General features: G+C 75.0%; 24 protein-coding genes and 1 pseudogene. 23 read left to right on the plus strand and 2 right to left on the minus strand.

All coding sequences use genetic code 11. From position 1 onward, the window contains the following. Positions 1 to 111 precede the first annotated feature (111 nt). The 17 genes from ACIF6F_RS31530 (at position 112) to ACIF6F_RS31610 (ending at position 15,840) form a co-directional block, all read left to right on the plus strand. On the plus strand, positions 112 to 1,623 hold the full coding sequence (locus ACIF6F_RS31530) for an FAD-dependent monooxygenase (protein ID WP_399954702.1): 1,512 nt from the start codon (positions 112 to 114) through the stop codon (positions 1,621 to 1,623). A 334-nt stretch (positions 1,624 to 1,957) separates the two neighbouring features. Next, entirely contained in the window at positions 1,958 to 2,221 is a 264-nt protein-coding gene (locus ACIF6F_RS31535; protein WP_399954705.1) for a hypothetical protein, read from the plus strand. A gap of 50 nt (positions 2,222 to 2,271) precedes the next feature. Then, positions 2,272 to 3,258 (plus strand): ABC transporter ATP-binding protein, encoded by a 987-nt coding sequence (locus ACIF6F_RS31540; protein WP_399954708.1) that lies wholly within the window; start codon positions 2,272 to 2,274, stop codon positions 3,256 to 3,258. Further along, on the plus strand, positions 3,255 to 4,310 hold the full coding sequence (locus ACIF6F_RS31545; RefSeq protein ID WP_399954711.1) for an ABC transporter permease: 1,056 nt from the start codon (positions 3,255 to 3,257) through the stop codon (positions 4,308 to 4,310). The genes ACIF6F_RS31540 and ACIF6F_RS31545 overlap by 4 nt, the downstream gene beginning before the upstream one ends. Beyond that, positions 4,307 to 5,713 (plus strand): YcaO-like family protein, encoded by a 1,407-nt coding sequence (locus ACIF6F_RS31550; protein ID WP_399954714.1) that lies wholly within the window; start codon positions 4,307 to 4,309, stop codon positions 5,711 to 5,713. Before ACIF6F_RS31545 ends, ACIF6F_RS31550 begins: the two co-directional genes overlap by 4 nt. Positions 5,714 to 5,733: 20 nt before the next feature. After that, positions 5,734 to 6,384: a TOMM precursor leader peptide-binding protein gene (locus ACIF6F_RS31555; protein WP_399954719.1), complete on the plus strand. Its 651-nt coding sequence runs from the start codon at positions 5,734 to 5,736 to the stop codon at positions 6,382 to 6,384. Between the two features lie 67 nt (positions 6,385 to 6,451). Continuing rightward, on the plus strand, positions 6,452 to 8,071 hold the full coding sequence (locus ACIF6F_RS31560) for a tpaE (RefSeq protein WP_399954722.1): 1,620 nt from the start codon (positions 6,452 to 6,454) through the stop codon (positions 8,069 to 8,071). Continuing rightward, positions 8,068 to 8,766 (plus strand): nitroreductase family protein, encoded by a 699-nt coding sequence (locus ACIF6F_RS31565; protein WP_399954725.1) that lies wholly within the window; start codon positions 8,068 to 8,070, stop codon positions 8,764 to 8,766. Before ACIF6F_RS31560 ends, ACIF6F_RS31565 begins: the two co-directional genes overlap by 4 nt. Positions 8,767 to 8,830: 64 nt before the next feature. Then, positions 8,831 to 8,995 carry a thiocillin family RiPP gene (locus tag ACIF6F_RS31570; RefSeq protein ID WP_399954728.1) on the plus strand — a complete coding sequence of 55 codons (165 nt, stop codon included), beginning with the start codon at positions 8,831 to 8,833 and terminating at the stop codon, positions 8,993 to 8,995. 53 nt (positions 8,996 to 9,048) lie between these two features. After that, positions 9,049 to 9,216: a thiocillin family RiPP gene (locus ACIF6F_RS31575; protein ID WP_141302866.1), complete on the plus strand. Its 168-nt coding sequence runs from the start codon at positions 9,049 to 9,051 to the stop codon at positions 9,214 to 9,216. Positions 9,217 to 9,264: 48 nt separating this feature from the next. Further along, a complete protein-coding gene (locus tag ACIF6F_RS31580) occupies positions 9,265 to 9,450 on the plus strand; it encodes a thiocillin family RiPP (RefSeq protein ID WP_150269307.1) in 186 nt (61 codons plus the stop codon). 70 nt (positions 9,451 to 9,520) lie between these two features. Then, entirely contained in the window at positions 9,521 to 9,700 is a 180-nt protein-coding gene (locus ACIF6F_RS31585) for a thiocillin family RiPP (RefSeq protein WP_185902699.1), read from the plus strand. Positions 9,701 to 9,921: 221 nt separating this feature from the next. Then, a complete protein-coding gene (locus ACIF6F_RS31590; protein WP_399954735.1) occupies positions 9,922 to 10,974 on the plus strand; it encodes a PqqD family peptide modification chaperone in 1,053 nt (350 codons plus the stop codon). After that, positions 10,971 to 13,421: a lantibiotic dehydratase gene (locus tag ACIF6F_RS31595; RefSeq protein ID WP_399954921.1), complete on the plus strand. Its 2,451-nt coding sequence runs from the start codon at positions 10,971 to 10,973 to the stop codon at positions 13,419 to 13,421. Before ACIF6F_RS31590 ends, ACIF6F_RS31595 begins: the two co-directional genes overlap by 4 nt. Beyond that, positions 13,418 to 14,299 (plus strand): lantibiotic dehydratase C-terminal domain-containing protein, encoded by an 882-nt coding sequence (locus ACIF6F_RS31600; protein ID WP_399954738.1) that lies wholly within the window; start codon positions 13,418 to 13,420, stop codon positions 14,297 to 14,299. The genes ACIF6F_RS31595 and ACIF6F_RS31600 overlap by 4 nt, the downstream gene beginning before the upstream one ends. A 74-nt stretch (positions 14,300 to 14,373) precedes the next feature. Further along, positions 14,374 to 14,676, plus strand: coding sequence for a hypothetical protein (locus ACIF6F_RS31605; RefSeq protein ID WP_399954742.1), 303 nt, complete (start codon positions 14,374 to 14,376; stop codon positions 14,674 to 14,676). Positions 14,677 to 14,841: 165 nt separating this feature from the next. Further along, positions 14,842 to 15,840, plus strand: coding sequence for a helix-turn-helix transcriptional regulator (locus tag ACIF6F_RS31610; RefSeq protein ID WP_399954746.1), 999 nt, complete (start codon positions 14,842 to 14,844; stop codon positions 15,838 to 15,840). Between the two features lie 15 nt (positions 15,841 to 15,855). Here ACIF6F_RS31610 and ACIF6F_RS31615 read toward each other — a convergent pair whose 3' ends face one another. Both ACIF6F_RS31615 and ACIF6F_RS31620 read right to left on the minus strand, forming a co-directional pair. Next, the gene (locus ACIF6F_RS31615) at positions 15,856 to 16,479 is read right to left on the minus strand and encodes a GPP34 family phosphoprotein (RefSeq protein WP_399954749.1); all 624 of its coding nucleotides are present in this window, start codon (positions 16,477 to 16,479) and stop codon (positions 15,856 to 15,858) included. Between the two features lie 229 nt (positions 16,480 to 16,708). Further along, complete coding sequence (locus tag ACIF6F_RS31620) at positions 16,709 to 17,794, minus strand: methyltransferase (protein WP_399954752.1); 1,086 nt, start codon at positions 17,792 to 17,794, stop codon at positions 16,709 to 16,711. Positions 17,795 to 18,075: 281 nt separating this feature from the next. On the opposite strand from ACIF6F_RS31620, the gene ACIF6F_RS31625 reads away from it, so the two are divergent. The 6 genes and pseudogenes from ACIF6F_RS31625 to ACIF6F_RS31650 all read left to right on the plus strand — a co-directional run. After that, complete coding sequence (locus ACIF6F_RS31625) at positions 18,076 to 19,161, plus strand: ScyD/ScyE family protein (RefSeq protein WP_399954755.1); 1,086 nt, start codon at positions 18,076 to 18,078, stop codon at positions 19,159 to 19,161. 353 nt (positions 19,162 to 19,514) lie between these two features. Continuing rightward, positions 19,515 to 20,663: an inositol-3-phosphate synthase gene (locus tag ACIF6F_RS31630; protein ID WP_399954758.1), complete on the plus strand. Its 1,149-nt coding sequence runs from the start codon at positions 19,515 to 19,517 to the stop codon at positions 20,661 to 20,663. Between the two features lie 668 nt (positions 20,664 to 21,331). After that, positions 21,332 to 22,558, plus strand: coding sequence for an SCO3242 family prenyltransferase (locus tag ACIF6F_RS31635; RefSeq protein WP_399954761.1), 1,227 nt, complete (start codon positions 21,332 to 21,334; stop codon positions 22,556 to 22,558). Further along, positions 22,555 to 23,403, plus strand: a complete 849-nt coding sequence (locus ACIF6F_RS31640) for a sugar phosphate isomerase/epimerase family protein (protein WP_399954765.1) — start codon at positions 22,555 to 22,557, stop codon at positions 23,401 to 23,403. The genes ACIF6F_RS31635 and ACIF6F_RS31640 overlap by 4 nt, the downstream gene beginning before the upstream one ends. After that, positions 23,400 to 24,026, plus strand: a complete 627-nt coding sequence (locus ACIF6F_RS31645; protein ID WP_399954768.1) for an EboA domain-containing protein — start codon at positions 23,400 to 23,402, stop codon at positions 24,024 to 24,026. The genes ACIF6F_RS31640 and ACIF6F_RS31645 overlap by 4 nt, the downstream gene beginning before the upstream one ends. A 1-nt stretch (position 24,027) precedes the next feature. Continuing rightward, positions 24,028 to 24,873: pseudogene (locus ACIF6F_RS31650) on the plus strand (TatD family hydrolase); the annotation flags it as partial. Positions 24,874 to 24,917: the final 44 nt, after the last annotated feature.

Genomic DNA, 24,917 nt, shown 5'->3' on the forward strand with positions numbered 1-24,917 from the left:
GCCGGGGACGTGTCCGCACCCTCTCGAACACGTCTCCACCGGTACGGCCGCACCCCCCACACCCACAGACAAGCCAGTCCCCAGTGATCCCCACTGCCAGGAAGGACAACCATGGAAGGGACAGCGGTGGACACCGACGTCATCGTCGTCGGCGCCGGCCCGACCGGACTGATGCTCGCCGGCGAACTGCGCCTGGGCGGAGCCCGCGTCGTCGTCATCGAGAAGCTGGCCGCACCGACCGGACAGTCCCGTGGCCTGGGCTTCACCGCCCGTGCCATGGAGGTGTTCGACGAGCGCGGGCTGCTGCCCCGGTTCGGCCAGGGCGAGACGCTCGCCACCAGCCCCGTGGGCCACTTCGGCGGGGCCCAGTTCGACTTCACCGTCCTCGAGGACGCCCACTTCGGCGCCCGCGGCATCCCGCAGGGCCAGACCGAGGCCGTCCTGGAGGACTGGGCCGTCGAGCTCGGCGCCGACATCCGGCGCGGCTGGGAGTTCGTCTCCCTCGCCGACGGACACCTCGACGGGGACCACGCCGAGATCACCGTCCGTACGCCCGAGGGCGACGAGCAGCGGCTGCGGGCCGCCTACCTGGTGGGCGCCGACGGCGGCTCCAGCCGCGTCCGCAAGGCGGCCGGCTTCGAGTTCCCCGGCACCGACGCCACCCAGGGCATGTACCTCGCCGACGTCACCGGCTGCTCCCTGCGGCCGCGGTTCCTCGGCGAGCGCCTGAACAACGGCATGGTGATGGCCGCCCCGCTCGCCGAGGGCGTGGACCGGATCATCGTCTGCCCCGACGGCACCCCCGCCCACGACCGCGAGCGGACCGTCACCTTCGAGGAGGTGGCCGAGGCCTGGAAGTCCATCACCGGCGAGGACATCTCGCACGGCGGCGCCGACTGGGTCTCCTCCTTCACCAACGCCACCCGCCAGGCCTCCGAGTACCGGCGCGGCCGGGTGTTCGTCGCCGGCGACGCGGCGCACATCCACCTGCCGGCCGGCGGCCAGGGTCTCAGCACCGGCGTGCAGGACGCGGCCAACCTCGGCTGGAAGCTGGCCGCCGTGGTCCGCGGCGACGCCCCCGAGGCGCTGCTGGACACCTACCACGCCGAGCGCTGGCCGGTCGGCCGCCGCCTGCTGGCCAACACCCGCGCCCAGGGGATCGTCTTCCTCGGCGGCGAGGAGTCGGACCCGCTGCGCGAGCTGTTCGCCGAGCTGGTCCGGTACGACGACGTCAAGCGGCACCTGGCCGGCGCGGTCAGCCACCTCGACATCCGCTACGACTTCGGGCAGGGCGAGGACGCCCACGCGCTGGTCGGCCGCCGGATGCCGCCGCGGCTGCTGGTCGGCGCGGACGGCGAGCAGCGCATCGCTGCGCTGCTGCGCACGGGCCGGGCCGTGCTGCTCGACCTCGCCGACGATGCCGGGGCGCGCGCCACGGCGGCCGGCTGGCAGGGCCGCCTCGACGTGCACACCGTGTCCGCCAAGCCGGTCGACGGCCCGGACGTGCTGGCCGGCGTGGCCGCGCTGCTGGTCCGCCCCGACGGGTACGTGGCCTGGGCGGGCGACCCCGCGCAGGGCCTCGCGGCGGCGCTGGAGCAGTGGCTGGGAGCCGCTTCCTCCTGAACCTCCCGAACCTCCTGAGGGGCATCGGAGCCTCCGTCCCGCCGGGCCGACCGGCGGGACGGGGGCTCCCGTGTGTCCGGCGCCGGCCCCACCCGCGAACGGCCTGAACCCTCCTGCGTCGGCGCTCCGCCGACTTCCCCCGGGTGCCCCAGGACCCCCCGGTCCTGGGGCCCTTCGCCGTGCCTCTGGCCTGGGGATTTCCGAGTGCGTCAGCTTGTTGCAGGCCCGGTGCAGCATGCTGACACCGACTTTCGGCCAGCACCCCCCGTCCCGCTGGCATCGTCTTCCTCAGCGGAAACGCGAGTGAAAAAAGATGACGACTCAGGGGGACACAGTGGGGAACCGATTCGCTTCGGCAGCAGCCTGTCTGGCTCTTGCGATCGCCGGTCTCACCGCCACGGCGGGCAGCGCGGCAGCCGACGAGCAGGGCGACGCCCGGACCACCGTCCAGGTCTCCGCGCAGGACGCGGGCCGCGGCGGCGCGGGTCAGCAGCAGCCGCCCGTACCGGGCGAGGTCACCGAGCTGATCTGCCGGATCCAGGCGAGCCTGCCGAATCCGGTCCTGCTCCCGCCCTGTCTGGTCAACGGCTGGCAGTAGTCCCCCCTTTCTCCGACTGCCGATTCGAAAGGGCGAGAAAAGAGATGGCCATGACCAGCCAGCTCCCCCGGGCCGCGGAGTTCCGGGGAAGTCCGGAACACGTACTCGAAGTGGCCGACCTGAGGGTGAGATACGCCGACGTCGAGGCGGTGGGGGGCATTTCGTTCTCCGTCGCCCCGGGCGAGATCTTCGGTCTCCTCGGCCGCAACGGAGCCGGCAAGACCAGCACCATCTCGGCCATCGCCGGCCTGCGCCGCCCCGACGCGGGGCAGGTCCGCATCCTCGGTGAGGACGCGCTGGCCCGGCCCGACGTGCTGCGTGCCTCCCTCGCCCTCCAGCCCCAGCAGGCCAGCCTCTTCCCGCGGCTGAAGGTGCGGGAGACGCTGGAGACCTGGGCCGCGCTCTACCCCGCGCCGCGGGACGTGGACGCGCTGCTCGACGAGATCGGCCTGGCCGAGAAGGCCGGCGCGCGCTCCGCCCGGCTCTCCGGCGGCCAGCAGCAGAGGCTGCTGCTGGCGACGGCGCTGGTCGGCGACACACCCGTGGTCGTCCTGGACGAGCCCACCACCGGGCTCGACCCGCACGCCCGGCACGCCGTCTGGGACCTGATCCGCAGGGCCCAGGCGGGCGGCACCACCTTCCTGCTCACCACGCACGCCATGGCCGAGGCCGAGGAGATGTGCGACCGGCTGGCCGTGATGCACGAAGGGCGGATGGTGGCGGCCGGCTCCCCCGCGGAGCTGATCGCCCGGCACGCCCCGGGCGGCGTCGTGTCCGTACGGACCGGCCAGGCCGGCCTCGCCGAGCGGGTGCGCGAGCGCTTCGGCGCGGCGGTGACCGCCGTCGAGTCGACCGGCCGCTCGGGCCGGATGCGGTTCGAGGTGACGGCGGACGAGCCGTACGCCACCGCCGAGTGGATCACGGGGATCGATGCCGCGGCCGATGTCCGGCCGCGCCCCGCGACCTTGGAGGACGTGTTCCTCCGCCTCACCGGAACCTCGCCGGAACCGGGACCGGAACAGGAGGAGAAGCGATGACCCCCGTCTGCCTCAGCGCACCACCCGTCTCGACGACGCGCCAGTGGAAGGCGCTCTCCCGGGCCATGACCCGGCAGCTGCTGCGCGATCCGGCGGCACTCTTCTTCAGCGTGGTCTTCCCGCTGCTGATGGCGGTGTTCTTCGTCGTCCTCATGCAGCTCACGTGGGTACGGGGCCCCTTCGACCTCGCCGTCGTCGGCCCCGCCGGCCAGGCGGCGGCCCTGCAGGAGGCACTGGGCGACGGCAGCACCGCCGTCGCCGTCGGCGAGGCGGGTCCCCAGCCGGACAAGGCGGCGGTGATCGTCCCGGACGCGGCCTCCCGCACCCTGCGGATGGCCGTGGACCCGGAGCAGCCCTCGGTGGTCGCCGCGGTGCGCGGCGCGCTGGACGCCGCCGGCTGGAAGGGCTGGGAGGTCACGGCCGTCGGCAGCGACGGCTCCGCCCTCTTCGACCCCATGGCCTTCGTCATCCCCGGCGTGCTCGCCTTTGCGCTGCTCTCGCTCGCCCTGACCGGTACCGCCTCCGCCCTCGTGGCGATGCGGGCCAGCGGCACCCTGCGGTTGCTGTCCACCACACCGGCCCGGCGGCCGGCCGTGCTCCTCTCGCTGCTTCCGGGCCGAGGGCTGCTGGCGCTGGCCGTACTGGCCCTGATGGGAACGGGCGCCGTCGCCGGCGGACTCCTGGAGCCCGCCTCGATGCTGCGGCTGCTGCTGACCACGGCCATCGGACTGGTGATGCTGCTCGCGCTCGGCTACCTGCTCGGCGGCCTGCTCTCCTCGCCCGAGGTGACCAACGCGATCTCCGGGCTGCTCACCCCGGTCCTCCTGATGAGCACCGGACTGCTCTTCCCCCTCGAACTCCTCCCCGACCCGGTGGCCGGGCCGCTCTCCTGGACCCCGCTCGCGATGTTCGGAGACGCCCTGCGCCACGACGTGGTCGGCGGGATCACCCGCCACGCCCTGTGGCTCGACTGGACAGTGATGGCGGCGACGGCCGCGGGGCTGACGGCCCTCGCGGCACGGACGTTCCGCTGGGACACGGAGCGTGCATGATGACGACGTACACGACGGCCGGCACCACGACCGGCGCCCGCACGGAGCGGGAGCACCCGCCCGTACCCGACTCGCTGCTGCGGATCGGACAGCTCGCCTCCGCCTACGGCCTGGTGAACCGGGTGACCCGGCTCCCCGTCGCCGAGGGCGAACCGGACTTCCCCATCTTCACGGCCTCGCTGGGCAACCCCGGCGAAGTCCTCAGCGAACAGAGCGGCTGGGAGCACAACCCCAGCGCCGGGAACTTCGACGGAGCCGGCGGCGACCTCGACCCGGAGCGTGCCGCGCACCTCGCGGTCGCCGAATCGCTGGAACGCTACTCCTCCTGCGCCCGGGACCCCGAGCAGATCGTCTGGGCGACCGCCGCCGAACTCGGCGATGACGCCATCCCCAGCGACCGCTGGCCCCGGTGCTCGCCCGCCGAACTGGCCGACCCGCGCAGCGGGCTGGTCCCCACCGACCCCGACGGGCCGATGCGCTGGGTGCGGGGCTGGTCCTTCACCCGCAACCGTCCGGTGTACGTGCCGGCCATGCAGGTCTGGCTGAAGAACCCGGTGGAGTCCATGGCGGAGCGCTACGTCCACCCGGTCTCGACCGGCTGCGCCGCGCACTCCGACCCGGCCGCCGCCGTCGTCAACGGCATCCTGGAGATCGTCGAACGCGACGCCATCGCGCTGACCTGGCTCCAGCGGTTGCGGCTCCCCAGGCTGGAGTTCGACCCGGCCGAACTGGCCCCGGAGTACCGGGCCTTCGTGGAGCGGGGCAGCAGCGAACGGCTGCGGACCCACCTCTACGACGCCACCACCGACCTCGGGATCCCGGTGATCTACGGGGTGCAGCTCGCCGACGACGACCGGGTCATCGCCCAGCTCGTCGCGGCGACCGCGGAGCTGGACCCCGGCAAGGGGATCGCCAAGCTCTACCGGGAGGCCTCCTCCCTGCGGATCGCCCTGCGCCACATGGCTCGGGCCGCCGAGAAGGACGCCGCCACCGCCCCCGCGGCGGAGGAGGACATCGTCAGCGTCGTCGACGGCGCCCTGCTGTCCGGTCCGCTGTCCCAGCGGCACCGCTTCGACTTCCTGCTGGAGGGCGAGCGGCCGGTGCACGGACTGCGAGACCTCCCCCGGGCCCCGTCCGAAGAGCCGCTGCCCGCCCTGGCATGGCTGCTGGAGCGGCTGCACGCCGCCGGCTGCGAGGTCGTCGCCGTCGACCTCACCACCGACGAGGCGGAGCAGGTCGGAGCGACCGTCGTGCGGATGCTCATCCCCGAACTCATGCCGCTGTCCTTCGTCCACCGCGCCCGCTACCTGGCGCACCCGCGGCTCTACGCGGCCCCCGCCGCCATGGGCCACCCGGTGCGGGGCGAGGCCGACGTCAACCCTCACCCCCAGCCGTTCGCCTGATCGCGACAAGGAGTCAGAAGATGACCGATCCGCGCCTGCTGATCCTGACCGCGGGAGCGTTCGGCGCGGCCGTCGCCGAAGGACTGGCCGCCCGCCACCCCGGGTCGACCGTCCTCGACGTGAGCCAGGGCTCCCACCCCAGCCTGTGGCCCGACAGCGACCTGATCGTGCTGGCCACCGGCGAGGGCCGGGAGGTGCTGGCCGACATGGTGGACGCCAGCGCCCACGCCTGGAAGCGGCCCTGGTTCCCCGTCCAGGCGGGCCCGCTCGACCTGCGGTGCGGACCGGTGGTCGTGCCCGGCCGCACCGCGTGCCACCGGTGTTACACCCGCCGCCGCGCCCAGCACACCGCCCCGACGGCGGACGGGCACCCGGCCGGGGCGGCCACGGCGCCCCCCGTCTCCGGATACGCGCCGCACCACGTCGCCATCGCGGTGGGCCTGGCGGAGCAGGCGGTACACGAGGCCCTGGCCGAGCCCGGCGGGCCCGGCGCGGCCGAGGGCATCGGCGCCACCGTCCGCAGCTTCGGCCTGGTGGAGGGCGTCACCTCCGCGTCGGCGGTCGTCGCCGTCGACCGGTGCTCCCGGTGCCGGCCGGCCCGCACCCCCGAGAGCCGCCTGGAGCGGTTCGAGGAACTCGCGGCGCAGCTCGCGGCCCTCCCCGGCCGGTGACCCCCGGCCGCGCAGGGCACGCCCCGTACGACCCGCAGTCACGTCCTGAACCGGAAAGGAGGCCTCGATGCCGGACCACTCTGTGATCACCGCCGAAGCCATGGCCTCGGCCGCCCTGAACGACCCGCAGTTCCACGTCCCGGCACGCCCCAGGCTCCGGCGCGGGCTCTCCCTGCAGCACACGCCCGAGGCGCTCGTCGTCGAGGGGACCCCGAAGAAGCAGCTGCTGCGCGGCGCCGCCGCCCGGGACCTGCTGCCCCGCATGCTTCCGCTGCTCGACGGCAGCCGCGGCCACGAGGACGTGGCCGACGCCCTGGGGATACCGGCCGGCACCGTCTTCAAGGCCCTCTCCCTGCTGTGGACCTGCGGCCTGGTCGAGGAGGCCGCCTCCGCGGAGCGGGCGGCCCGCGCCGCCGACGTGCCCGGCACCCTGGCCGACTTCCTCTCCCGCATCGGAGACTCCACCGGGGCCAACCACGCCTGGGAGGAGGCGCTGGACCGGCTGGCGCGGGCCCGCGTCGAGGTCTTCGGCACCGGCTCCCTGGCCGCCGCCGCCCGCCGCCACCTCGCCGACTCGCTCGTGGACACCGGAGCCGGGAGCGGGACGGAACCCGCGCCCGGAACCACCCTCGCGGTCGCCGCCGGCCTGGACCCGGACGACTCCGCGGCACTCGCCGCCTCCTGCGCCCTGGCGGGCGTGCCGCTGGTCCGCCTCGCCCTCACCGGCCGTACCGCCCACCTCGGGCCGTACGTGGACCTGGCCTTCACCCCCTGCCTGGCCTGCCGCACCGCCGAGGACCCTGCGGACGACCGGGCCCCGCTGCCCGGCGACGCCGAACTGGCCGCCGCGCTCTTTGCCCGGGACCTGTTCGCGCTGCTCTCACGGAGCACGCCCGGCCCGCTGCCGTCCCAGTGGCGCACCGTCGACCTGGCGGACCTCTCCCAGCAGCGCCGCTCGGCCGCCACCCGGCCCGGCTGCCCGCACTGCTCGGCGGCCCCCGGCGACCCGGTCGACCCCCCGCTGGCCGCCCGCTACGAGGCCGCGATCGCCTTCCCCCCGCGCGAGTACGCCGACGGCAAGGCCCACCAGGCCCACTACAAGCCCTCGAACATCGCCCTGCAGAACGATGAGAAGACCTGGCCCGTCGCGGCGCCGGTGCCCCTTGTGGACCCCCCGCTCGAATCGCTGAGGTCCGCGCGGCCCGCGCCGCTCGACGACCGCACCGCCTCCCTCCTGCTGGCCGTCACCGCCGGCCGCAGGGGCCTGCTGCCCGGCCGCGTGCAGCGCTGGACCGCCAGCGGCGGCAACATCGGCTCGGTCGTCGCCCACCTCGTGGTCCGCGACGTCCCCGGCCTGGAGCCCGGCGTCTACGGCTACGTGCCGTCCGCGCACCGGCTGGCCAGGCTCGCGGCCGACCCCGCCGCGGTACCCGGCACGGCACCGGCGACGGTCGTCCTCACCGGCGACTTCACCAAGGTCGCCAAGAAGTACGCCGCGTTCGCCCTGCGCATCGTCCTGCTCGACGCCGGCTGCGCCACCACCACGCTGCGCACCGCGGCGGCCGCGCTGGACCTGCCCTGCGCGATCCGCACCCGCTGGGACGACCTCGCCCTGGCATCGGCCCTCGGGGTCGACCCCGACCTGGAGCCGGTCACCGCCGTCGTGGACCTGGGAGGAGCCCCGTGAGCACACCGCACGAACTGGCCATGGACGTACTGGCGTCCTTCCGCGAGCAGCGCGGCGCCACCGGAACGGCACTCGCCGAGCGCCCCGCGCCGACGCCGGAGGCCATCGGACCGGCCGTCACCGTCGGCCCGTACACCCCGCAGACCGCGCCGCACGACCTGCTGACCACCCTGGAGCACCGGCGCTCGCTGCGCGGCTTCTCACCGGACCCGCTGCCGGCCGGGCTGCTGGCCGACATCATGGCCCGCGCCCTGGCGGCGGACCCGGACGAGGACGCCGCCGGCCACCCGCTGGAACTCACCGTCGTCGCCAACCGGCTGACCGGGGTCACCCCCGCCATCCACCGCTTCGACGCCGCCGCCCGCTCCTTCACCCCGGTGATGGTGCTGCCCACGGGAGCGGCCCGCTACGGGCTGACGCTGCAGCCGGAGTTCTCCGACGCCGCCGCGATCATCTCCATCGGAGTGGGACTGGACGCCGCGGTCCGGCGCCACGGCGGGCACGGCTACCGGCTGCAGATGACCCGCGCAGGCTCCACCGCGTACGCGATGTGGCTGGACGGCGTTGCCCACGGCCTGGTCGGCAGCGTCTTCGCCGGGTTCATCCCGGCCGCCGTGCGCGGCCCGCTGCTCAGCGACGGAACCACCCGCCAGCAGGTCTTCGCGCTGGCCCTGGGCCTGCCGCCGGCCCCCTGAGACTTCCGCCCCGACCCGGGGCGGTGACCCCGAACCGACCCACGACACACAGGAGGTGCCTCCCATGGAGGACATCGAGCTGTACGCCGTCGACACGGAGGAACTGGCGATCGAGGAGCTGCCCGAGGGCAACGCCCTCGCGAGCTGGGCGTCCGCCGGCTCCGCCTCGACCGCGTCCTGCCCGGCGACGTCCGCGTCGTCCGTCAGCAGCGCTTCCACCTACGGGTGATCCGCGGCTCCCGCCGCGCACCCCGCCCCGTGCCCCCGAAGGAGGTGAACACCATGGAGAACAACCTCGAGCTCTACGTCATCGACGGTGACGAGCTGGCCATCGAGGAGCTCCCGGAGGGCAACGCCCTCGGCTGCTTCTTCTGCGCCGGATCCGCCTCGACCGCGTCCTGCCCCGGTACGTCCGCGGCCACCGCGTCGTCCGCGTCCACCATCGGCTGATCCCGGCCGCACCCGGCCGGAACCACCCAAGAAAAGGAAGGAAGTTCCGTGCAGAACTTCGACGACCTCGAACTCGACCTGTCCGCCGACGAGCTCGCCTCGGACGCGCTGGGCCTGGAGCCCCTGAAGGAGGGCGTCGCCCTCGGCACCTGGGCGACCGCCGGCACCGCCTCGTCGGCCTCGTGCCCGACGAGCACCGCCTCGTCGTCCGCGAGCGCCTCCAGCTTCGGTTAGAGCGCCCCGGCACCACCCGTACGACCCGATCCACCTGCACAGGCAGGTGACAGGAAGGAAGTGAGACGCCATGAACGAGAACCTCGACACCGAGCTCGAGCTCTGGTCCGAGTCCCTTGACCTGGAGGTCCTCCAGGACGCCGTCAGCCCCGGCTTCACCACCGCGTTCTGCGGTGCCTGCGCCGGCTCCGCCAGCTGCCCCGTCGGCTGCGTCGGCTCGATGAGCAGCGTCTCCAGCCAGGGCGGCTGATCAGCCCGGCGAATCCCTGGGCTCCGGGGTGGTCGTAGTACCCCGGGGCCCAGGGTCCCCAGTCCGGTCCGCTTGCTCCGAACCGGACTGCACCCCACCAGATTAAAGCCAGGCGACCCGGGACCGGTAGCGGGCCGGGACGCCGTCGCGGAGGGAGGAACCGCGCCGTGGACGTGTGCACTGCACCCAAACTCCGGGAGGATCTGGAGATCATCCGGGGGATGGACGACCACCCCCTGGTGTTCGACCCGCAGGGAGGGACCTACCACCGGCTGACGAAATCGGCGGCGGCCCTGCTGCGGCAGTTCGACGGAACGCACTCGATGGACGAGCTCTCGGCCCTGATGGCCGAGCGCCGCGGAGTGGCCGCCGAGGGCGTGCGCCGCGAACTCGACACGTTCGTACAGGATCTGACGCGCAGCGGCCTGCTCGTCGGTACGGAGGCCGAGCGCCCCGTCAAGAAGCGCGCCGGCGGCCGCTTCGGCACCAACATGCTGATGCCGCGCTTCGTCGTGACCCGCTCGCTCCCGGCCGTCCTGGAGCCCGTCGCCCGGCTGCTCCGCCGCATTCCGGCCCGGCTCTCGGCCGGCGTCTTCGCCGCCGGCGGGGTGCTCGGCATCCTGCTCGGCCTGTACACGGTCCTGACGTCGGCGCCGCCGGCCGAGGACCTGCTGGGCACCGGCACCCTGATCGCCATCGCCCTGATGCTCTTCCAGATCCTCGTGCACGAGAGCGCGCACGCGATGGTCTGCCAGGTCCTCAAGGTCCCGGTCCGGGGCCTCGGAGTGGCGCTGCTCTTCTACTTCATGCCGCTCGCCTACGTCGACCGCACCGACGCCTACCGGGTCCGCTCCCGCGGCGGCCGGGTGCTGCTGGCCCTCGCCGGACCACTCAGCGACGGCTGGTTCACCGGCGCCGCCGCCCTGCTCGTGCTCACCGCGGACGGACCGGTCGCCCAGGTGGCCGGGGCGCTGCTGCTGTTCCAGATGCTCAACCTGGTCACGAACATCAACCCGATGCTCCCGAGCGACGGTTACGCCGCGATCGAGGCGGGGTTCGGCCTCGTCGACGCCCGGGGCCGCGCCTTCGCCCTGCTGAAGCACCACCTGCTGGGCCGCGCACTGCCCGGCTTCCTGGAGCGGATGCCCGCCCGCAGCCGCCGGCTCCACCTCGTGTACGGGCTCGTGTGCAGCGTCTACACCGTCGCCCTCGGCTACTTCGTCGTCCAGTCCCTGATCTGGTCGTTCGCCCTCGTCGGGCGGTCGATGCCATGACCTCCCCCGTGATCTCCGGGCCGCTGCTCACCCGGGTCGGCGGCCTGCCCACCGAAGCCCTGGAGCTCACCGGCCGCGGAACGCGGCAGGCCGTAGGCGAGGCCGCCGACGCCCACGCCGAGCTGGAGCGCCTCCGGCCCGCGCTGGAGGACGTCTGCTTCTCGCTGGTCCCGCTGCTGGACGACGAGGTGCCGCTGCGCCGGCAGGTGCTCGCCGCCAAGCGGGCCGTACACCGCCTCCGGGCCCTGCCGTGGGGGGACGAACTGCCGCCGCGGATCGCCGAGCTGACCGGGACCACGGCCTTCGCTGCGTGGCAGACCGCCGTCCAGCTGCGCGACGAGACCACCCGGCGGCTGGCAGCCCTGCTGGCCGAGGACCGCTCGGCCGCCCCGGCCGCGCTCGCCGCCCACCTCGCCGACACCGGCTTCGCCCACGCCGCCGCGCTGGCCGCCCCCGACTGGCTGCGGCACGGCCGTCCGCGCCGCCGCCCGTCCGAGACGCGCAACCTGCGCACCCTGTACTCGTACGTGTCCAGGGCCGCCGTGAAGACCAGCCCGTTCTCCACGCTCACGACCGTGGGCGAGGGCGGCCAGGCAGGCAGTACCGGGCAGGAATCCCCCGCCGCCCACAGCTACGCCGCCACCGCCCTCGCCCACCTGGCCCTGCGGTGCCTGGCCCGCGAGGCCGGCACCGCCGGTCTGCTGCGCTATCGGCTCGCGCCGGTCCGGCCCGGTGGACCCGACGCCCCGGGCGGCCTCGTCCTGCTTCCCGAGCCCGTCGCCGACGGCGGTCTGGCCTGGCGGCTCGACCGGGTGGTGGAGGCCGATCACGCGGCGCCCTGGCTCTCCGGCTTCGCGCCCGACGCCGAACACTCCCTGGAGGAGCTGCTGTCCGGACTCGGCGGACCGGAGCCCTTCCGGCGCTTCCGGCGGCTGCTGGACACCGGGCTGATCACGCCCGTACCGCCCTGGCGGCGCGGCGGCGACCCGGTGGGTGCCGTGGCCGAGCTGCTCGCGGACCGGCCGGGCGACGGCATCGCGGCCGAGGTGCGCGAACTGCGGGAATCCGCCGCCGCCCTCGCCGCCGCCGCGGAGGAGGAGCGGGCCGAGACCGTCACCCGGGCGCGCCGCACGGCCGGGCGCTGGGCCGGGCGGGCCGGACTCGACCGGTTCGCCTCCGGCGAGCTGCTCTACGAGGACGTCCGGAGCGGCCTGGCCCTGCCCGATGTGCTGAGCGTGCCGCAGGTCCGCGCCGACCTGATCGAACTGGGCCGCCGCATGCGCCCGTACCTCTTCCGCTCGCACCTGTACGACGTGCTCGTGGACCGTTTCACCGCCGCGTACGGACCGGGCGGGACCTGCACCGACGTGCTCGGCTTCCTGATGCGCGTCGCCGTCGACGGGGACGCGCAGCCCGACCTCGACCGGGCCGCCGTCGCCGACCGCGCCGAGCGGGGGACCCCGGGGGAGCGGGCCTGGCTGCCGGTCGGACCCACCAGTGCGCCGCCCGGCGCGGCCGTGCTGTTCCAGCTCGCGGCCGACAGCCACCGGGCGGTGCAGGACGGCGACTACGCGATGGTCGTGAACCAGTTCAACCCCGGCACCGGCGGGCTCGTCACACGCTTCGGACGGCTGCTCGGCGAGGGCTTCCGGGAACGGCTGCACGAGCACGTCCGCGCCTGCTGGCCCGGCCGTGCCTGCCGCGAACTCGTCCTGTGGACGGAGGTCAACACCGCCCAGTCGCGGTCGGCCGGACTGCTTCCGCCCCTGCTGCTGCCCGGCGAGACACCGGCGGCCGACGGGCTGGACCTCACCGACACCGTCCTCACCCACGACGCCGGCCAGGGCACGCTCGCCCTGCGCGACCGCACGGGCGAGGCGGTGGGGCTGGCCTACCTCGGGCTCGTCCCGCCGCACCTCTTCCCGCCGTTCGCCCGGCTGCTGGCGGTGCTCGCCGACCCGTGGGTCAACGGATCACCCCACTCGGACTACGTCCTGCCGTTCGGGCTCCAGGAGGAGCGGCGCGACGAGGTCGTGCCGCTGCCGCGCTCCGCCTTCGGCCGGGTCACCGTCAACCGCGCCTCCTGGGTCGTGCCGGCCGCGGAGCTGCCGCTGCCGCGGCCGGGCGAGAGCGACGCCGAGACGACCCTGCGCGCCGAGGCGTTCCGGCGGGCGCACGGCATGCCGGAGGAGGTCTTCTGCCACCGGCTGACCGGCTTCGGACCGGGTGAACAGGGCGCCGACCGCAAACCCCTGTGGGTCTCGCTCACCTCGCCGCTCTCGCTGTCGGTGCTCGCCCAGTGGGCCGGCTCGGACGGCGGCCACCTGCGCCTCGTCGAGGCGCTGCCGGGCAGGTCGGAGCATCCCCTGCGGGACGGGGCGGGCGGCACCCGGGCCGCCGAGCACATCTCGCTGCTGCGCTGGCGGCGACCGGAGGAGGAGTCATGAACGTGGCGGTTCCCGAGCGGGACTGGTGGTACGTACGGGTCTACCCGGGCGGTCCCGGCCGCATGGACGCGGCGGTCCGCACCCTCGTGCCGTGGCTGGCCGGCCAGGCCCGGCGGCTGGGCAGCGAGGAGTGGTTCTTCATCCGGTACTGGGACGCCACCGGCCACCACCTGCGGCTGCGGCTGCGCGCCGGGGCAGCGGAGGTGGACGCGCTGGACGCCGTCGCCCGCGGGGAGCTGACCGGTCTGCTGGACACGCTGGAGGAGCGCCCCGAGGACGCCGTCGGCCTGCTGCCCGGCGCCCTGCCGCCCGGCTCCCCGGCCCGCGGGGTGGTGCCCTCGCTGTACGCGCCCGAGCTGGCCAAGTACGGCGGCCCGGAGGGCGTGGCCGCCGCCGAACGCATCTTCCACCTGGACAGCGCGTTCTGCGCGGCACTCGACCTCGCCGCCCTGCCCCGCCGCTACGAGCGGGCCGCGCACGCGGTCCACTTCGCCCGTGCCCTCACCGCCCGGGTGCTGACGGAGGAGGAGCGGGACGTCTTCTGGGTCCACCACCGGACCCGGTGGGGCTGGCAGTTGCGCATGGCCGCCGCCGGCGAGCAGTTGCGGCCCTTGCTGGCCGGCGTCTCGGCCGGGGTGCGGGAGCGGGGTGCTCCGGCGCCGGGCGTGCGGGAACGCCTCGAAGCGCACGCCGACGCGCTCGCCGGGCTCGTCCTTCAGGCACCCGGACCGCGTCCGCACCAGTTGCTCCACCACCTGCACATGGTGATGAACCGGCTGGGCTTCCCCCCGGGCGAGGAGGCGGCGCTCGGAATGCTGGCCGCGCAGCCCGTCAGGTCTCCGGCGGCGGCCGCCCGTGCCGGCGCGGTGCCCGTATGAGGGCGAGGCCCCTCCGTCCCCCTTCCATACACGTGAATCCGTCCTTCCGACAGAAAGACCGAGGCCAACCCGAAATGAACCGATCGATGCTGCGCGCCCTGCCCGGTGCCGTCCTGGCCGGTGCCGCGCTGACCGCCGCGCTCACCCTGGGCGCGCCCCAGGCCCTCGCCGCGTCCGGCGGGGCCCCGGCGGACGAGCCGACCCTGAGCCGGGTCACGGGTCTTCCCGGGGACTACGTCCGCCAGGGGTTCACCGGTCTTCCGGCCGGCTGCGAGGCGGCCGGCCGCGCCGGCGTCGCGGACGGAAGGTGGAGCGCCTACCTCTGCCACCGCGACCTCCCCTTCTCCGCCTTCGTGAACCTCTACGTCAAGAAGTGAGGACGGGCCGGACGCGCGGCGTCATGATCAAGCCACATTTCGATCATGGAGCCGCGCGTTCGCGTTACCCGGGCGTTACGATGCACCCCACCATCCGGACGCGCGGCCGCAACCGTCTGACCAGCGAGCACGGGCCGCGTCCACAAGGGCTTGGGGGTGCTCGAGATGGTCTCAACAAGCATGCGCGTGCTTGGCCTTTCCGACCTGGAGGAGGGCGTCTACCGTCATTTCCTGCGTAATCCGGACACCACCGACGGGGGTATCCACCTGCTGCTCCGCGCGGACCGCGAGGCCGTGGCCAGCGCCCAGGCGCTCCTCTGCGAGCTCGGGCTGCTGTACCCGACCGACCGGCAGACGCTGATTCCGGCCGATCCGGCCATCGCCGTGGACCGCCTCACCGACCTGCGGCTGCGCCAACTGCACCAGGAGCTGCAGGAGGTCACGCGCTCCCGGCACCTGGTGGCCGAGCTGCGCGAGGAGCAGTCTCCGACGCTTGCCTCGCAGCAGGCCGTCGAGCGGATCGAGGAGGTGGCGAAGATCCGCAGCCGGATCGACGACCTCGCGTTCTTCGCCCGCGAGGAGATCCTGTCCGTCGAGCCGTACACGGCACTCACGCCCGAGAACATCGAGCACTCGCGCCCGCTGGACATGCGCTGCCTGCGGCGGGGCGTCCGGATCCGCAGCGTGGTGCTCAAGGAAGCCCTGACGGACCCACTGACCGTCAGCTACCTGCGCGAACTCATCGCCAGGGGGGCGCAGATCCGGGCGGCGGACGACATCTCGGAGCGGATGCTCGTCTACGACCGCCGCACCGCCCTGGTGCCGATCGACCCCGAGGACACCTCGCGGGGAGCCCTCGTGGCGCAGGAGACCGGACTGGTCTCCAGCATCCTCGCGCTGTTCGAGAAGATCTGGGGCCAGGCCACCGACCTGTCCTCGATCATCGCGGACGCGGACGCGGACGACGTCCCCGGCGGGCTGGCCGACACCGAACGCGAAGTCCTGAGGTCCATGTGCCACGTGGGCAAGGACGAGATCGGAGCCCGGCAGCTGGGCATGTCCGTGCGCACCTACCGGCGCCACGTGGCCGACCTGCTGCGCGTCCTGGGTGCGTCCAGCCGTCCGCACGCCGCCCTGCTGGCGCGCGAACGTGGCTGGATCTGACGGCTCCCGGCGCCACTACGCCGAGGAGGCCGCGCCCTGGAGGTCCTGGAACGCCCGCTGCACGGCGGCGGACACGGGGGCCGCGTCCGCGGACAGGACCGCCAGCCGGTCCTTCAGCACGCGCCGCCGGTCGGCGGGCAGCGCCGTGGCCAGCCGGCCGCCGGCGTGCGCGATGCCCGCCAGGAGCGCCGCCCGGGTGCGGCCCTCGGCCGCGCCCTCGGCGGCGGCGACCACCGCCGCCCGCACCTCGCGGGCGGCGGCGAGGCCGTCCGGGGTGAGCCCGGCCCGGTCCAGGGGGAAGACACCGAAGACCCGGCTGGAGCTCTGCTCCACCAGACCGTCCTTCTCCAGGCCGCGCAGCACCTGGCGGATCGACTCACGGCCGTCCTTGCGGACCCAGTGCAGCCACTTCCTGTCCGGCTCCGCCGCGATCCGCTGCCACACCTGCCGCAGCACGGCGTCCTGCGGGGCCGCGCCCGCCGTACGGGCCGTGCCCGCCAGGTCCGCCACGGCGCCGGAGTCGAGCAACTCGGCGAGCAGCGCACCGCGCACCGCGGGCGCCAGTGCCTGCCGTACGGGAAGCCTGCCGCCCTCCGCGTCGAAGGCGAGCAGCACCATCTCGTCCGCCAGGGTCCTCACACCACGTTCCTCTCGTCCGCGCCGCACCTCGGTCACCGACCGTGCCGGGACGGGCAACGCGGCGCGCAGGCATCGGGGTTCACGCCTCCTGCCGCCATGAGCCTATCCACCGGGTTCCGGGGGTCCCGCCGGGCACCGCACCATCCGGCCAACGGGGCGACGGGCACGCGGAAGGCCCCGGCCCCGCGTCAGGGGGACGCGGAACCGGGGCCCGTTCAGGGGCGGTCCGTCAGACCGCGACGGCCTCCACGACCGAGACGGCCGCGGCCGTCTCCACGACCCGCTCCAGCTTGAAGCCGGCCTTCGCCACCAGCTCCGCGTACTGCGACCGGGTGCGCTCCTTGCCGCCCACGAGCAGCAGCAGCCACAGGTCGACGAGCTTGCCCGAGTGCGGCTCGTCGCCCTCCTCCGGGACCACCATCTCCACCAGCAGCAGCTTGCCGCCCGGCTTGATCGCGGCGCGCACGTTCCGGAGGATCTGCAGCGCCTGCTCCTCCGGCCAGTCGTGCACGATGTGCTTGAGGACGTACGCGTCCGCGCCCGACGGCATCGGCTCGAACAGGTCGCCGTCGGCCAGGGTCACCCGGTCGGCGACGCCCTGCGAGGCGAGGAACTCGGCGGCGCCGTTCCCGGCGACGCGCGGGTCCGAGAGGATGCCCTTGGTGTCCGGCGCGCTGTTGAGGATGCCGGCCAGCAGGGCGCCGTTGGCCCCGCAGAAGTCCAGCACCGTGCCGAACTGCGAGAAGTCGTACGCGGCCACGACCGGCGCGGTCTCGGTGGCGGACATGTTCCCCATGCCGCCGATGAACACCGCACCGTACTCCGGGTTCTGCATCAGGTACTCGAAGGCGCCCATGCCGCGCCGCTTCGGCAGGCTCGGCTCGCCGGTCCGCACCGCGTCCAGGAAGCCGTTCCAGTCGTCCCAGTGCGTCGGGTGGCCCATCAGCACGCACAGGTCGCGCATCGTCACCGGGTGGTCGGCGCGCAGCGCGTCGGCCATCGGCGTCAGCGCCCAGCGGCCGTCGTCCTGGCGGGTGAACACGCCCTGGGAGGCGAGCAGGCGCAGCACCCGGCCCAGCGCCCCGGCGTCCGCACCGACCTCCGCCGCCAGGTCCTCGATCGCCCGCGGACCGGCCTGCAGGGCCTCGGCCACGCGCAGTTCGGCGGCGGCGTACAGGGCCTGGGTCACCATGGAACCCATGGCCAGCTCAAGCAGGGCGAACGGGGGCGGGGCCAGCTCCCGGACCTGCTTCTGCAGATCCGCCCGGGTCTTCTCCGCGGCGCGGACGACTTCGGGGGGCGGCAAAGCGGGCATGTCTTTCCTCCAGGGCAGGAAGCGCGAGTTCTGTCCCAACCGCCGGAAGGGACCCGTCCCGCCACGGTAGGGAAAAGCGATGGACCCGCCCTGGAATGCGGCTCGGGCCCACGTGGAGCCGGGGCCTGCGGCTCGTGGGCTCCTGGAGTCCCGCTCGCTTTTCCGTCGCCCCGGGAATTCGCCCGGTTATGCGGCCCGGATTTCCCGCCTAATGTGGCGCAGGTTTCGAGCCTGCTCCCGAGGAATAGGGGGGAGCGCGCGACACACGGCGAGGGAGAGAAATGATTTCAGGCAAGTACGGGAAGAAGGCGGTCCTCGCGGCGGCCGCCGCGGCCGTCGCCGCCGCCCCGCTGATCGCCGCGCCGGCGCACGCGGAGGGCACCCCCGAGGCGACCGTCGAGGTCATCGCCACCGGCCTGGCCAACCCGCGCGACATCACCTACACCTGGGACGGCTCCCTGCTCGTCGCCGAGTCCGGCGCCGGCAAGCCGGGCTGTGCCGTGGGCGAGAAGTGCGTGGGCGCCACCGGCGGCATCTACAAGGTCAAGGGCGGTTACCAGGGCCGCGTCGTGTCGGGCCTCGCCTCCGTCGCCGTGGGCGCCGCCCCCGGCGCGCCCGTCATCGCCACCGGCCCGGTCCAGGCCGTGCCCGACCCGGCCGGCGGCTACACCGTCCTGAGCGGCCTCGGCGGCACCAACGAGTCGCGTGCCGCGCTCGGCGCCGGCTCGAACACCCTGGGCACCCTGTTCCGCACGCGCGACGGCAAGGTCCTCGCGGACCTGGTCGACCACGAGACCCGGCTGAACCCCGACGGCGGCGACGTCCACGCCAACCCGTGGGCCTTCGTCCGCAGCGGCCCGGACTACCTCTTCACCGACGCGGGCAGCAACACGGTCGTGCGCGCCAAGCGGGACGGCACCACCTCCACCGCGTACGTGTGGCCGAAGGCCGAGGTCAACGGCCAGAGCGTCGAGGGCGTCCCCACCGGCATCGCCAGGGACCCGTGGACCGGCACGGTCTACGTCGCCGACATGCCCGGCATGCGCCCGGGGGCCGCCCGCGTCTTCAGGATCGAGCCGGGCCGGCAGCCGGAGCTGCTCGTCAGCGGGCTCACCAACCTGATCGACCTGGAGGTCACCCCGGACGGCAACCTGCTCGCGCTGTCCTACACCCGCGGCTTCGGGCCGACCGGCCCGACGCCGGGCTACCTCGCCAAGATCGACGTGGACACCAGGCAGGTCACCGAGATCAACACCGGGGACAAGCTCACCGCGCCGACCGGCCTGGAGGTAGACCCGTGGGGCCGTACGTACGTGACGGTCAACTCCACGGGCAGTGACGGCAAGCTGGTGCGCGTGCGCCACTGACGGTGCGCTGCCGGCCGCCCCTCCGGGCGCGCGGCACGACGGCCCCGCCGGTCCTCGGACCGGCGGGGCCGTCGGCCGTTCGGGCGGGCGGCGGCTCGTACGGGGGCGGCTCGTACGGGGGGCGGGCGGGGCGTCCGTACGGAGACCGTGCGGGACGGCGTGGGCGGGGCGCGCGGGACGTCGTACTCGCGCGGGGGCCGTCGTACCGGTGCCGTACGCGGTGACGGTCGGCTCCCGGCCGGGAACGGCTCGGCGGCCGCTCGACCCGCAACGGAGAGACGCCCGTTGGGGACGAGGCACTCGGCATCCTTGCCCTGGCATCCCCGTACGACGTCCGTCCCTGGAGGCTGTCCGTGTCCCTTCACGCCGAGACCCCCGTTGCCGGTGCCCGGACCGGTGTGTGGCTGGTCGGGGCCCGCGGCTCCGTCGCCACCACGGTCGTGGCGGGCTGCGCCGCCGTCGCCGCCGGACTGGTGGCGCCCACCGGCCTGGTCACCGAGACCGAAGCCTTCGCCGGGGCCGGCCTGCCACCGCTGCCCTCCCTGGTCTTCGGCGGCCACGACGTCGTGACCACCCCGCTGCCCAAGCGCGCCGAGGAACTCGCCGGGCAGGGCGTGCTGCCGCACTGGCTGCCGGACGCGGTGCGTGCCGAACTGGCCGCCGCCGACGAGCGGATCCGCCCCGGCGGGCCGGTGCCGGGCGACGAGCGCGACTGCGAAACGCTGATCAAGTCCTTCGCCCGGGACCTCCGCGAGTTCGCCCGCGAGACGGGGGCCGCCCGGGTCGTCGTGGTGAACGTCGCCACCACCGAGCCGGTCGCGGACGAGGAGGTCCTGCCGGCCAGCACCAAGTACGCGGCCGCCGCCCTGCAGGCCGGCTGCGGCTACGTGAACTTCACGCCCTCGGTGGGCATGCACCACCCGGTGCTCGCCGAGGCCGCGCTCTCCTCCGCCCTGCCCTACACCGGGCGCGACGGCAAGACCGGGCAGACGCTGCTGCGGGCCGTGCTCGCGCCGATGTTCCACCAGCGGGCCCTGGAGGTGCGGGCCTGGTCCGGCACGAACCTGCTGGGCGGGGGCGACGGGGCCGCACTGGCGGACCCGGCCGCCGCCGCCGCGAAGAACGCCGGCAAGGAGCGGGTGCTCGCCGACAACCTCGGCACCGCGCCCGAGGGCCGGGTGCACATCGACGACGTCCCGGCGCTGGGCGACTGGAAGACCGCCTGGGACCACGTGGCCTTCGACGGGTTCCTCGGCACCCGGATGGTGCTCCAGACGATCTGGCAGGGCTGCGACTCGGCGCTCGCCGCGCCGCTGGTCCTGGACCTGGCCCGACTGGTGGCCCGCGCCCACGAGCTCGGGCTGTCGGGCCCCCGCCCCGAACTCGGCTTCTACTTCAAGGACCCGGACGGCCACTCCGCGGCCGCCCTGGCGGAGCAGTACGCGGCCCTGCTGGGCTTCGCCGAGCGCCTGGCGCGCGTCCCCGCGGGGGTCCGGCGATGACCGCCGCCACCCCGGCACGGCGGGATGGCGCGAGGCCGGGCGGCGCGCGCGAGCAGGTGCGGGTGTGGGCCGAGCTGCTCGGGTTCGGACCGGCCGCGGCGGGCCCCGGCGGCGCCTCTCCCGTGCGCCGGGGCCGGCTCGCCCCGGTTCCGGCGGACCCCGAAGGCCCCGGCACCGGCCGGGAACCCGCCCCCGCGTCCGCCCCCCATCCGGCACCCACCCCGCCCGGGGGCCCCTCCACGACGGGCCGGCTGCGGGCGTGGACAGAACCGCCGCCCGCCCCGGCGGCGTCCACGGCGCCCGGGGACGCGTCCAGGCGTGCGAACACATCGCCACCGCGGCCCGACCCCGACACCGCTCTGACCGGTTCCCCGGCCGGCCGGCCCCCGGCGGTGTCCACCGTGCCCGGGGACGCGTTCGCCGGTACGGCAGCAGCGGCCGTGCGGCCCGCAGGCGAGACCGCTTTGGGTGGTCGGCCCTCCTCTGCCGGCCTGCCTTCCCCGGCCGGCGGGCACCCGGAGGTGTTCACGGTGCCCGGGGATGCGTTCGCTGGTGCGGAGGGATCGGCGGTGCGGCACGGCGGCGACACGGCTCTGGCCGGTCGGCCTTCGTCGGGTGGTCGGCCCGGCGCGGTGGGACGGTTGCGGGCGTGGGCGGAACTGCTGCGTGTGCCTGCCGTGTTCACCGTGCCCGGGGACGCGCTCGCCGGTGCGGCGGCCGCGGCGGTGCGGCCGGGCCGGGGCACCGGTCTGGCCGTCGCCGCCTCCCTGTGTCTGTACGAGGCGGGCATGGCACTCAACGACTGGGCGGACCGCGACGAGGACGCCGTCGCCCGTCCGCACCGCCCGCTGCCCTCGGGGCGCATCCGCCCCAACGCCGCCCTCGCCGCCGCCGGTGGTCTCACCGCGGCGGGCCTGGCCCTGGCTGCCCGGGCCGGCAGGCCCGCCCTGGCCGTCGCCGCGCCCCTGGCCGCCACCGTGTGGGCGTACGACCTCAAGCTCAAGCACACCCCGGCGGGCCCCGCGGCCATGGCTGCCGCCCGTTCCCTCGACCTGCTGCTCGGCGCGGCCGCGTCGGCGGGCACCGTACGTCCCGCCCTGCGCCCGGCGTTGCTGCTCGGCGGGCACACGTACGCCGTCACCCAGGTCTCCCGCCGCGAGGCGGAAGGCGGATCCACCGCCGCCCCCCTCGCCGCACTGGCGGCCACCACGGTGCTGGCCGCCCTGCTGGGCCGTGGCCCGGGACCTCGCCGGACGCAGGCCGCCGCCACGACGGCCGCCACCTCGGCGAGCGCTCCCGCCCCCGCTCCGACGGCCCTCGCGCAGAGGTCGGTGACTTCCGCGCAGGGCCCGTCGGCTTCCGGACGGACCGCGCCCGCTTCCGCGCAGACCGCGCCCGCTTCCGCACGGACTCCGATGGCCGCCGCGCAGGCCGCGTCGGCTTCTGTGCGGGCCATGCCGGTACCCGCGCCGACCACGTCGGCTCCCGCACGGACCCCTGTGGCTTCCGGACGGACCGTGCCGGCACCCGTGCAGGCCGTGTCGGCCCTGGTACGTGCCGGGTGCGGTCCGCAGGCGGACCTGGTGGGCCGCCGGTTCGGTGCGGGTGTCCGCCCGGGTCCACCGACCCCCGGCCCGCTCCGCCCGGGGGTCGGTGACCTCATACGCGTCGGGCTGGCGGCCGCCTACTGGCGCGGGTTCGCGAAGCCGCTCGGGCACGCCGTGCTCAACCCGTCGCCCGTGCTCACCCAGCGGGCCGTCGGAGGCGGCATCCGGTCGATGATCCCGCTCCAGGGAGCGCTCATGGCGGGAGCCGGGGCGCCCCTCGCCGGAGTCGCCACCCTCGTGCTCGCGCCCGTCGCCGCGCGGCTCGCGCGGAAGGTGAGCACCACGTGACGCACGGACTCCGCCTCGGGTACGGCACCAACGGCCTCACCGACCTGCGCCTGGAGGACGCCCTCGCCCTCCTCGCCGACCTCGGCTACGACGGCGTCGGGCTGACCCTCGACCACATGCACCTCGACCCCTGCGCCCCCGACCTGGCCGCCCGTACCGCCCGCATCGCCCGCCGCCTCGGGGAACTCGGGCTCGCGGTCACCGTCGAGACCGGCGCCCGCTACGTGCTCGACCCGCGCCGCAAGCACGGCCCCACCCTGCTGGAGGCCGACGCCGGCGACCGCTGGTCCCGGATCCGGCTGCTGGTGCGGGCGGTGCGGATCGCCGCCGACCTCGGTGCGCACGCCGTGCACTGCTTCAGCGGGATCCTCCCGGCGGGCGAGAGCGCCGAGGACGGCTGGAAGCGGCTCGCGGACGGCCTCGGCGTGGTCCTCGACGCCGCCGAGGAGACCGGCGTACCGCTCGCCGTCGAGCCCGAGCCCGGCCACCTCGTCGAGAGCCTCGCCGACTTCCACCGGCTGCGCGCCGAGCTCGGCGGCCCGGACCCGCTCGGCCTGACCCTCGACATCGGGCACTGCCAGTGCCTGGAGCCGGCGTCGCCCGCCGACTGCGTGCGCGAGGCCGCGCCCTGGCTGCGGCACGTACAGATCGAGGACATGCGCCGCGGCGTCCACGAGCACCTGCCCTTCGGCGAGGGCGAGATCGACTTCCCGCCGGTCCTGGCGGCCCTCGCCGACTCCGGCTACCAGGGGCTGACCGTGGTCGAGCTGCCCCGCCACTCCCACGCCGGCCCCGAACTCGCCGCGCACTCGGTGCGGTTCCTGCGCAACGGAGGCACCCGATGACGACCGCCCCCGCCCCCACGACGGCCGCGGCCCCCACGACCGCCGCGGCCCCCGCGACCGGCGCCGGCCACCCCGATCTCGACGCGCTCGCCGCCGCCCTCGACGCCGAGGGCCGCGGCTGGCTGGCGGCCGCCCGTGCCGACGCGGCCTGGGAGCGGCGCTTCGCCGAGGCCGGCCGCCGCACCGGCGCCCCCGACGAGGCCCGCATCCTGCTCCTGCTGGCGGTCGGACCCACCGACGCCACCGTCGTCCGCCTCTACCGCCAGGGCAGCGCCGCCGAGCGGCGCGCCGTCCTGCGCGCCCTGCCGTACCTCGGCCTCGACCCCGCCCACGGGGTGCCGCTGGTGGAGGACGCGCTGCGCGCCAACGACACCCGCCTGGTGGCCGCCGCCGTCGGCCCGTACGCCGCCCGCCACCTGCCCGCCCACGCCTGGCGGCACGCCGTCCTCAAGTGCCTCTTCACCGGCGTCCCCCTCGCCGTCGTCGCCGCCCTGGCCGACCGCGCCCGCGGCGACGCCGAACTGGCCCGCATGCTCACCGACTACGCCGCCGAACGCACCGCCGCCGGCCGCACGGTCCCCGCCGACCTGCGCCGCGCCCTGGCCCTGACCGAGGAGCAGTAACGTGCGCATCTTCGACCCGCACATCCACATGACCTCGCGCACCACCGACGACTACGAGGCCATGTACGCCGCCGGGGTGCGCGCCGTCGTCGAGCCGTCCTTCTGGCTGGGCCAGCCCCGCACGTCGCCCGAGTCCTTCCACGACTACTTCGACGCGCTCCTCGGCTGGGAGCCGTTCCGCGCCGCCCAGTACGGCATCGCCCACCACTGCACCATCGCGCTCAACCCCAAGGAGGCCAACGACCCGCGGTGCACCCCGGTCCTCGACGACCTGGACCGCTTCCTCGTCAAGGACCAGGTCGTCGCGGTCGGCGAGATCGGGTACGACTCGATGACGGCCGCCGAGGACGCGGCCATGGAGCGCCAGCTCCAGCTCGCCGCCGACCACGGCCTGCCCGCTCTCGTGCACACCCCGCACCGCGACAAGCTCGCGGGGCTGCGCCGCACGATCGACGTCGTGCGCGCCTCCGCCCTCGACGTCGGGCACGCCCTGCTGGACCACCTGAACGAGGCCACCGTCAAGGAGGCCAAGGACAGTGGCGCCTGGCTCGGCTTCTCCGTCTACCCCGACACCAAGATGGACGAGGAGCGCATGGTCGCCCTCCTGAAGGAGTACGGGCCGCAGAAGGTGCTCGTGAACTCGGCCGCCGACTGGGGCAGGAGCGACCCTCTCAAGACCCGCAGGGTCGGCGAGGCGATGCTGGCGGCCGGCTTCGACGAGGACACCGTGGACCTGGTGCTGTGGCGCAACCCCGTGGCCTTCTACGCGCTCAGCGGCCGGCTCGGGCTCGGCACCCCGGTCGCCGCCCCGGCAGCCACCCACGAAGGCAACTCGATCCTGCGCGGCGCGCCGAAGGACGCCCCGCGGGACCTTCCGGAGGGCGCCCCGGA

Source organism: Streptomyces sp. NPDC086023, assembly GCF_044540325.1.
In the GTDB taxonomy this organism is placed as follows: Bacteria; Actinomycetota; Actinomycetes; order Streptomycetales; family Streptomycetaceae; genus Streptomyces.

Excerpts from the sequence above, each read along its gene's own strand:
- ACIF6F_RS31530 (WP_399954702.1), top strand. The coding sequence starts at position 112 with ATGGAAGGGACAGCGGTGGACACCGACGTCATCGTCGTCGGCGCCGGC.
- ACIF6F_RS31540 (WP_399954708.1), top strand. The coding sequence starts at position 2,272 with ATGACCAGCCAGCTCCCCCGGGCCGCGGAGTTCCGGGGAAGTCCGGAA.
- ACIF6F_RS31545 (WP_399954711.1), top strand. The coding sequence starts at position 3,255 with ATGACCCCCGTCTGCCTCAGCGCACCACCCGTCTCGACGACGCGCCAG.
- ACIF6F_RS31550 (WP_399954714.1), top strand. The coding sequence starts at position 4,307 with ATGATGACGACGTACACGACGGCCGGCACCACGACCGGCGCCCGCACG.
- ACIF6F_RS31555 (WP_399954719.1), top strand. The coding sequence starts at position 5,734 with ATGACCGATCCGCGCCTGCTGATCCTGACCGCGGGAGCGTTCGGCGCG.
- ACIF6F_RS31560 (WP_399954722.1), top strand. The coding sequence starts at position 6,452 with ATGCCGGACCACTCTGTGATCACCGCCGAAGCCATGGCCTCGGCCGCC.
- ACIF6F_RS31570 (WP_399954728.1), top strand. The coding sequence starts at position 8,831 with ATGGAGGACATCGAGCTGTACGCCGTCGACACGGAGGAACTGGCGATC.
- ACIF6F_RS31575 (WP_141302866.1), top strand. The coding sequence starts at position 9,049 with ATGGAGAACAACCTCGAGCTCTACGTCATCGACGGTGACGAGCTGGCC.
- ACIF6F_RS31585 (WP_185902699.1), top strand. The coding sequence starts at position 9,521 with ATGAACGAGAACCTCGACACCGAGCTCGAGCTCTGGTCCGAGTCCCTT.
- ACIF6F_RS31590 (WP_399954735.1), top strand. The coding sequence starts at position 9,922 with ATGGACGACCACCCCCTGGTGTTCGACCCGCAGGGAGGGACCTACCAC.
- ACIF6F_RS31595 (WP_399954921.1), top strand. The coding sequence starts at position 10,971 with ATGACCTCCCCCGTGATCTCCGGGCCGCTGCTCACCCGGGTCGGCGGC.
- ACIF6F_RS31600 (WP_399954738.1), top strand. The coding sequence starts at position 13,418 with ATGAACGTGGCGGTTCCCGAGCGGGACTGGTGGTACGTACGGGTCTAC.
- ACIF6F_RS31605 (WP_399954742.1), top strand. The coding sequence starts at position 14,374 with ATGAACCGATCGATGCTGCGCGCCCTGCCCGGTGCCGTCCTGGCCGGT.
- ACIF6F_RS31610 (WP_399954746.1), top strand. The coding sequence starts at position 14,842 with ATGGTCTCAACAAGCATGCGCGTGCTTGGCCTTTCCGACCTGGAGGAG.
- ACIF6F_RS31620 (WP_399954752.1), bottom strand. The coding sequence starts at position 17,794 with ATGCCCGCTTTGCCGCCCCCCGAAGTCGTCCGCGCCGCGGAGAAGACC.
- ACIF6F_RS31625 (WP_399954755.1), top strand. The coding sequence starts at position 18,076 with ATGATTTCAGGCAAGTACGGGAAGAAGGCGGTCCTCGCGGCGGCCGCC.
- ACIF6F_RS31645 (WP_399954768.1), top strand. The coding sequence starts at position 23,400 with ATGACGACCGCCCCCGCCCCCACGACGGCCGCGGCCCCCACGACCGCC.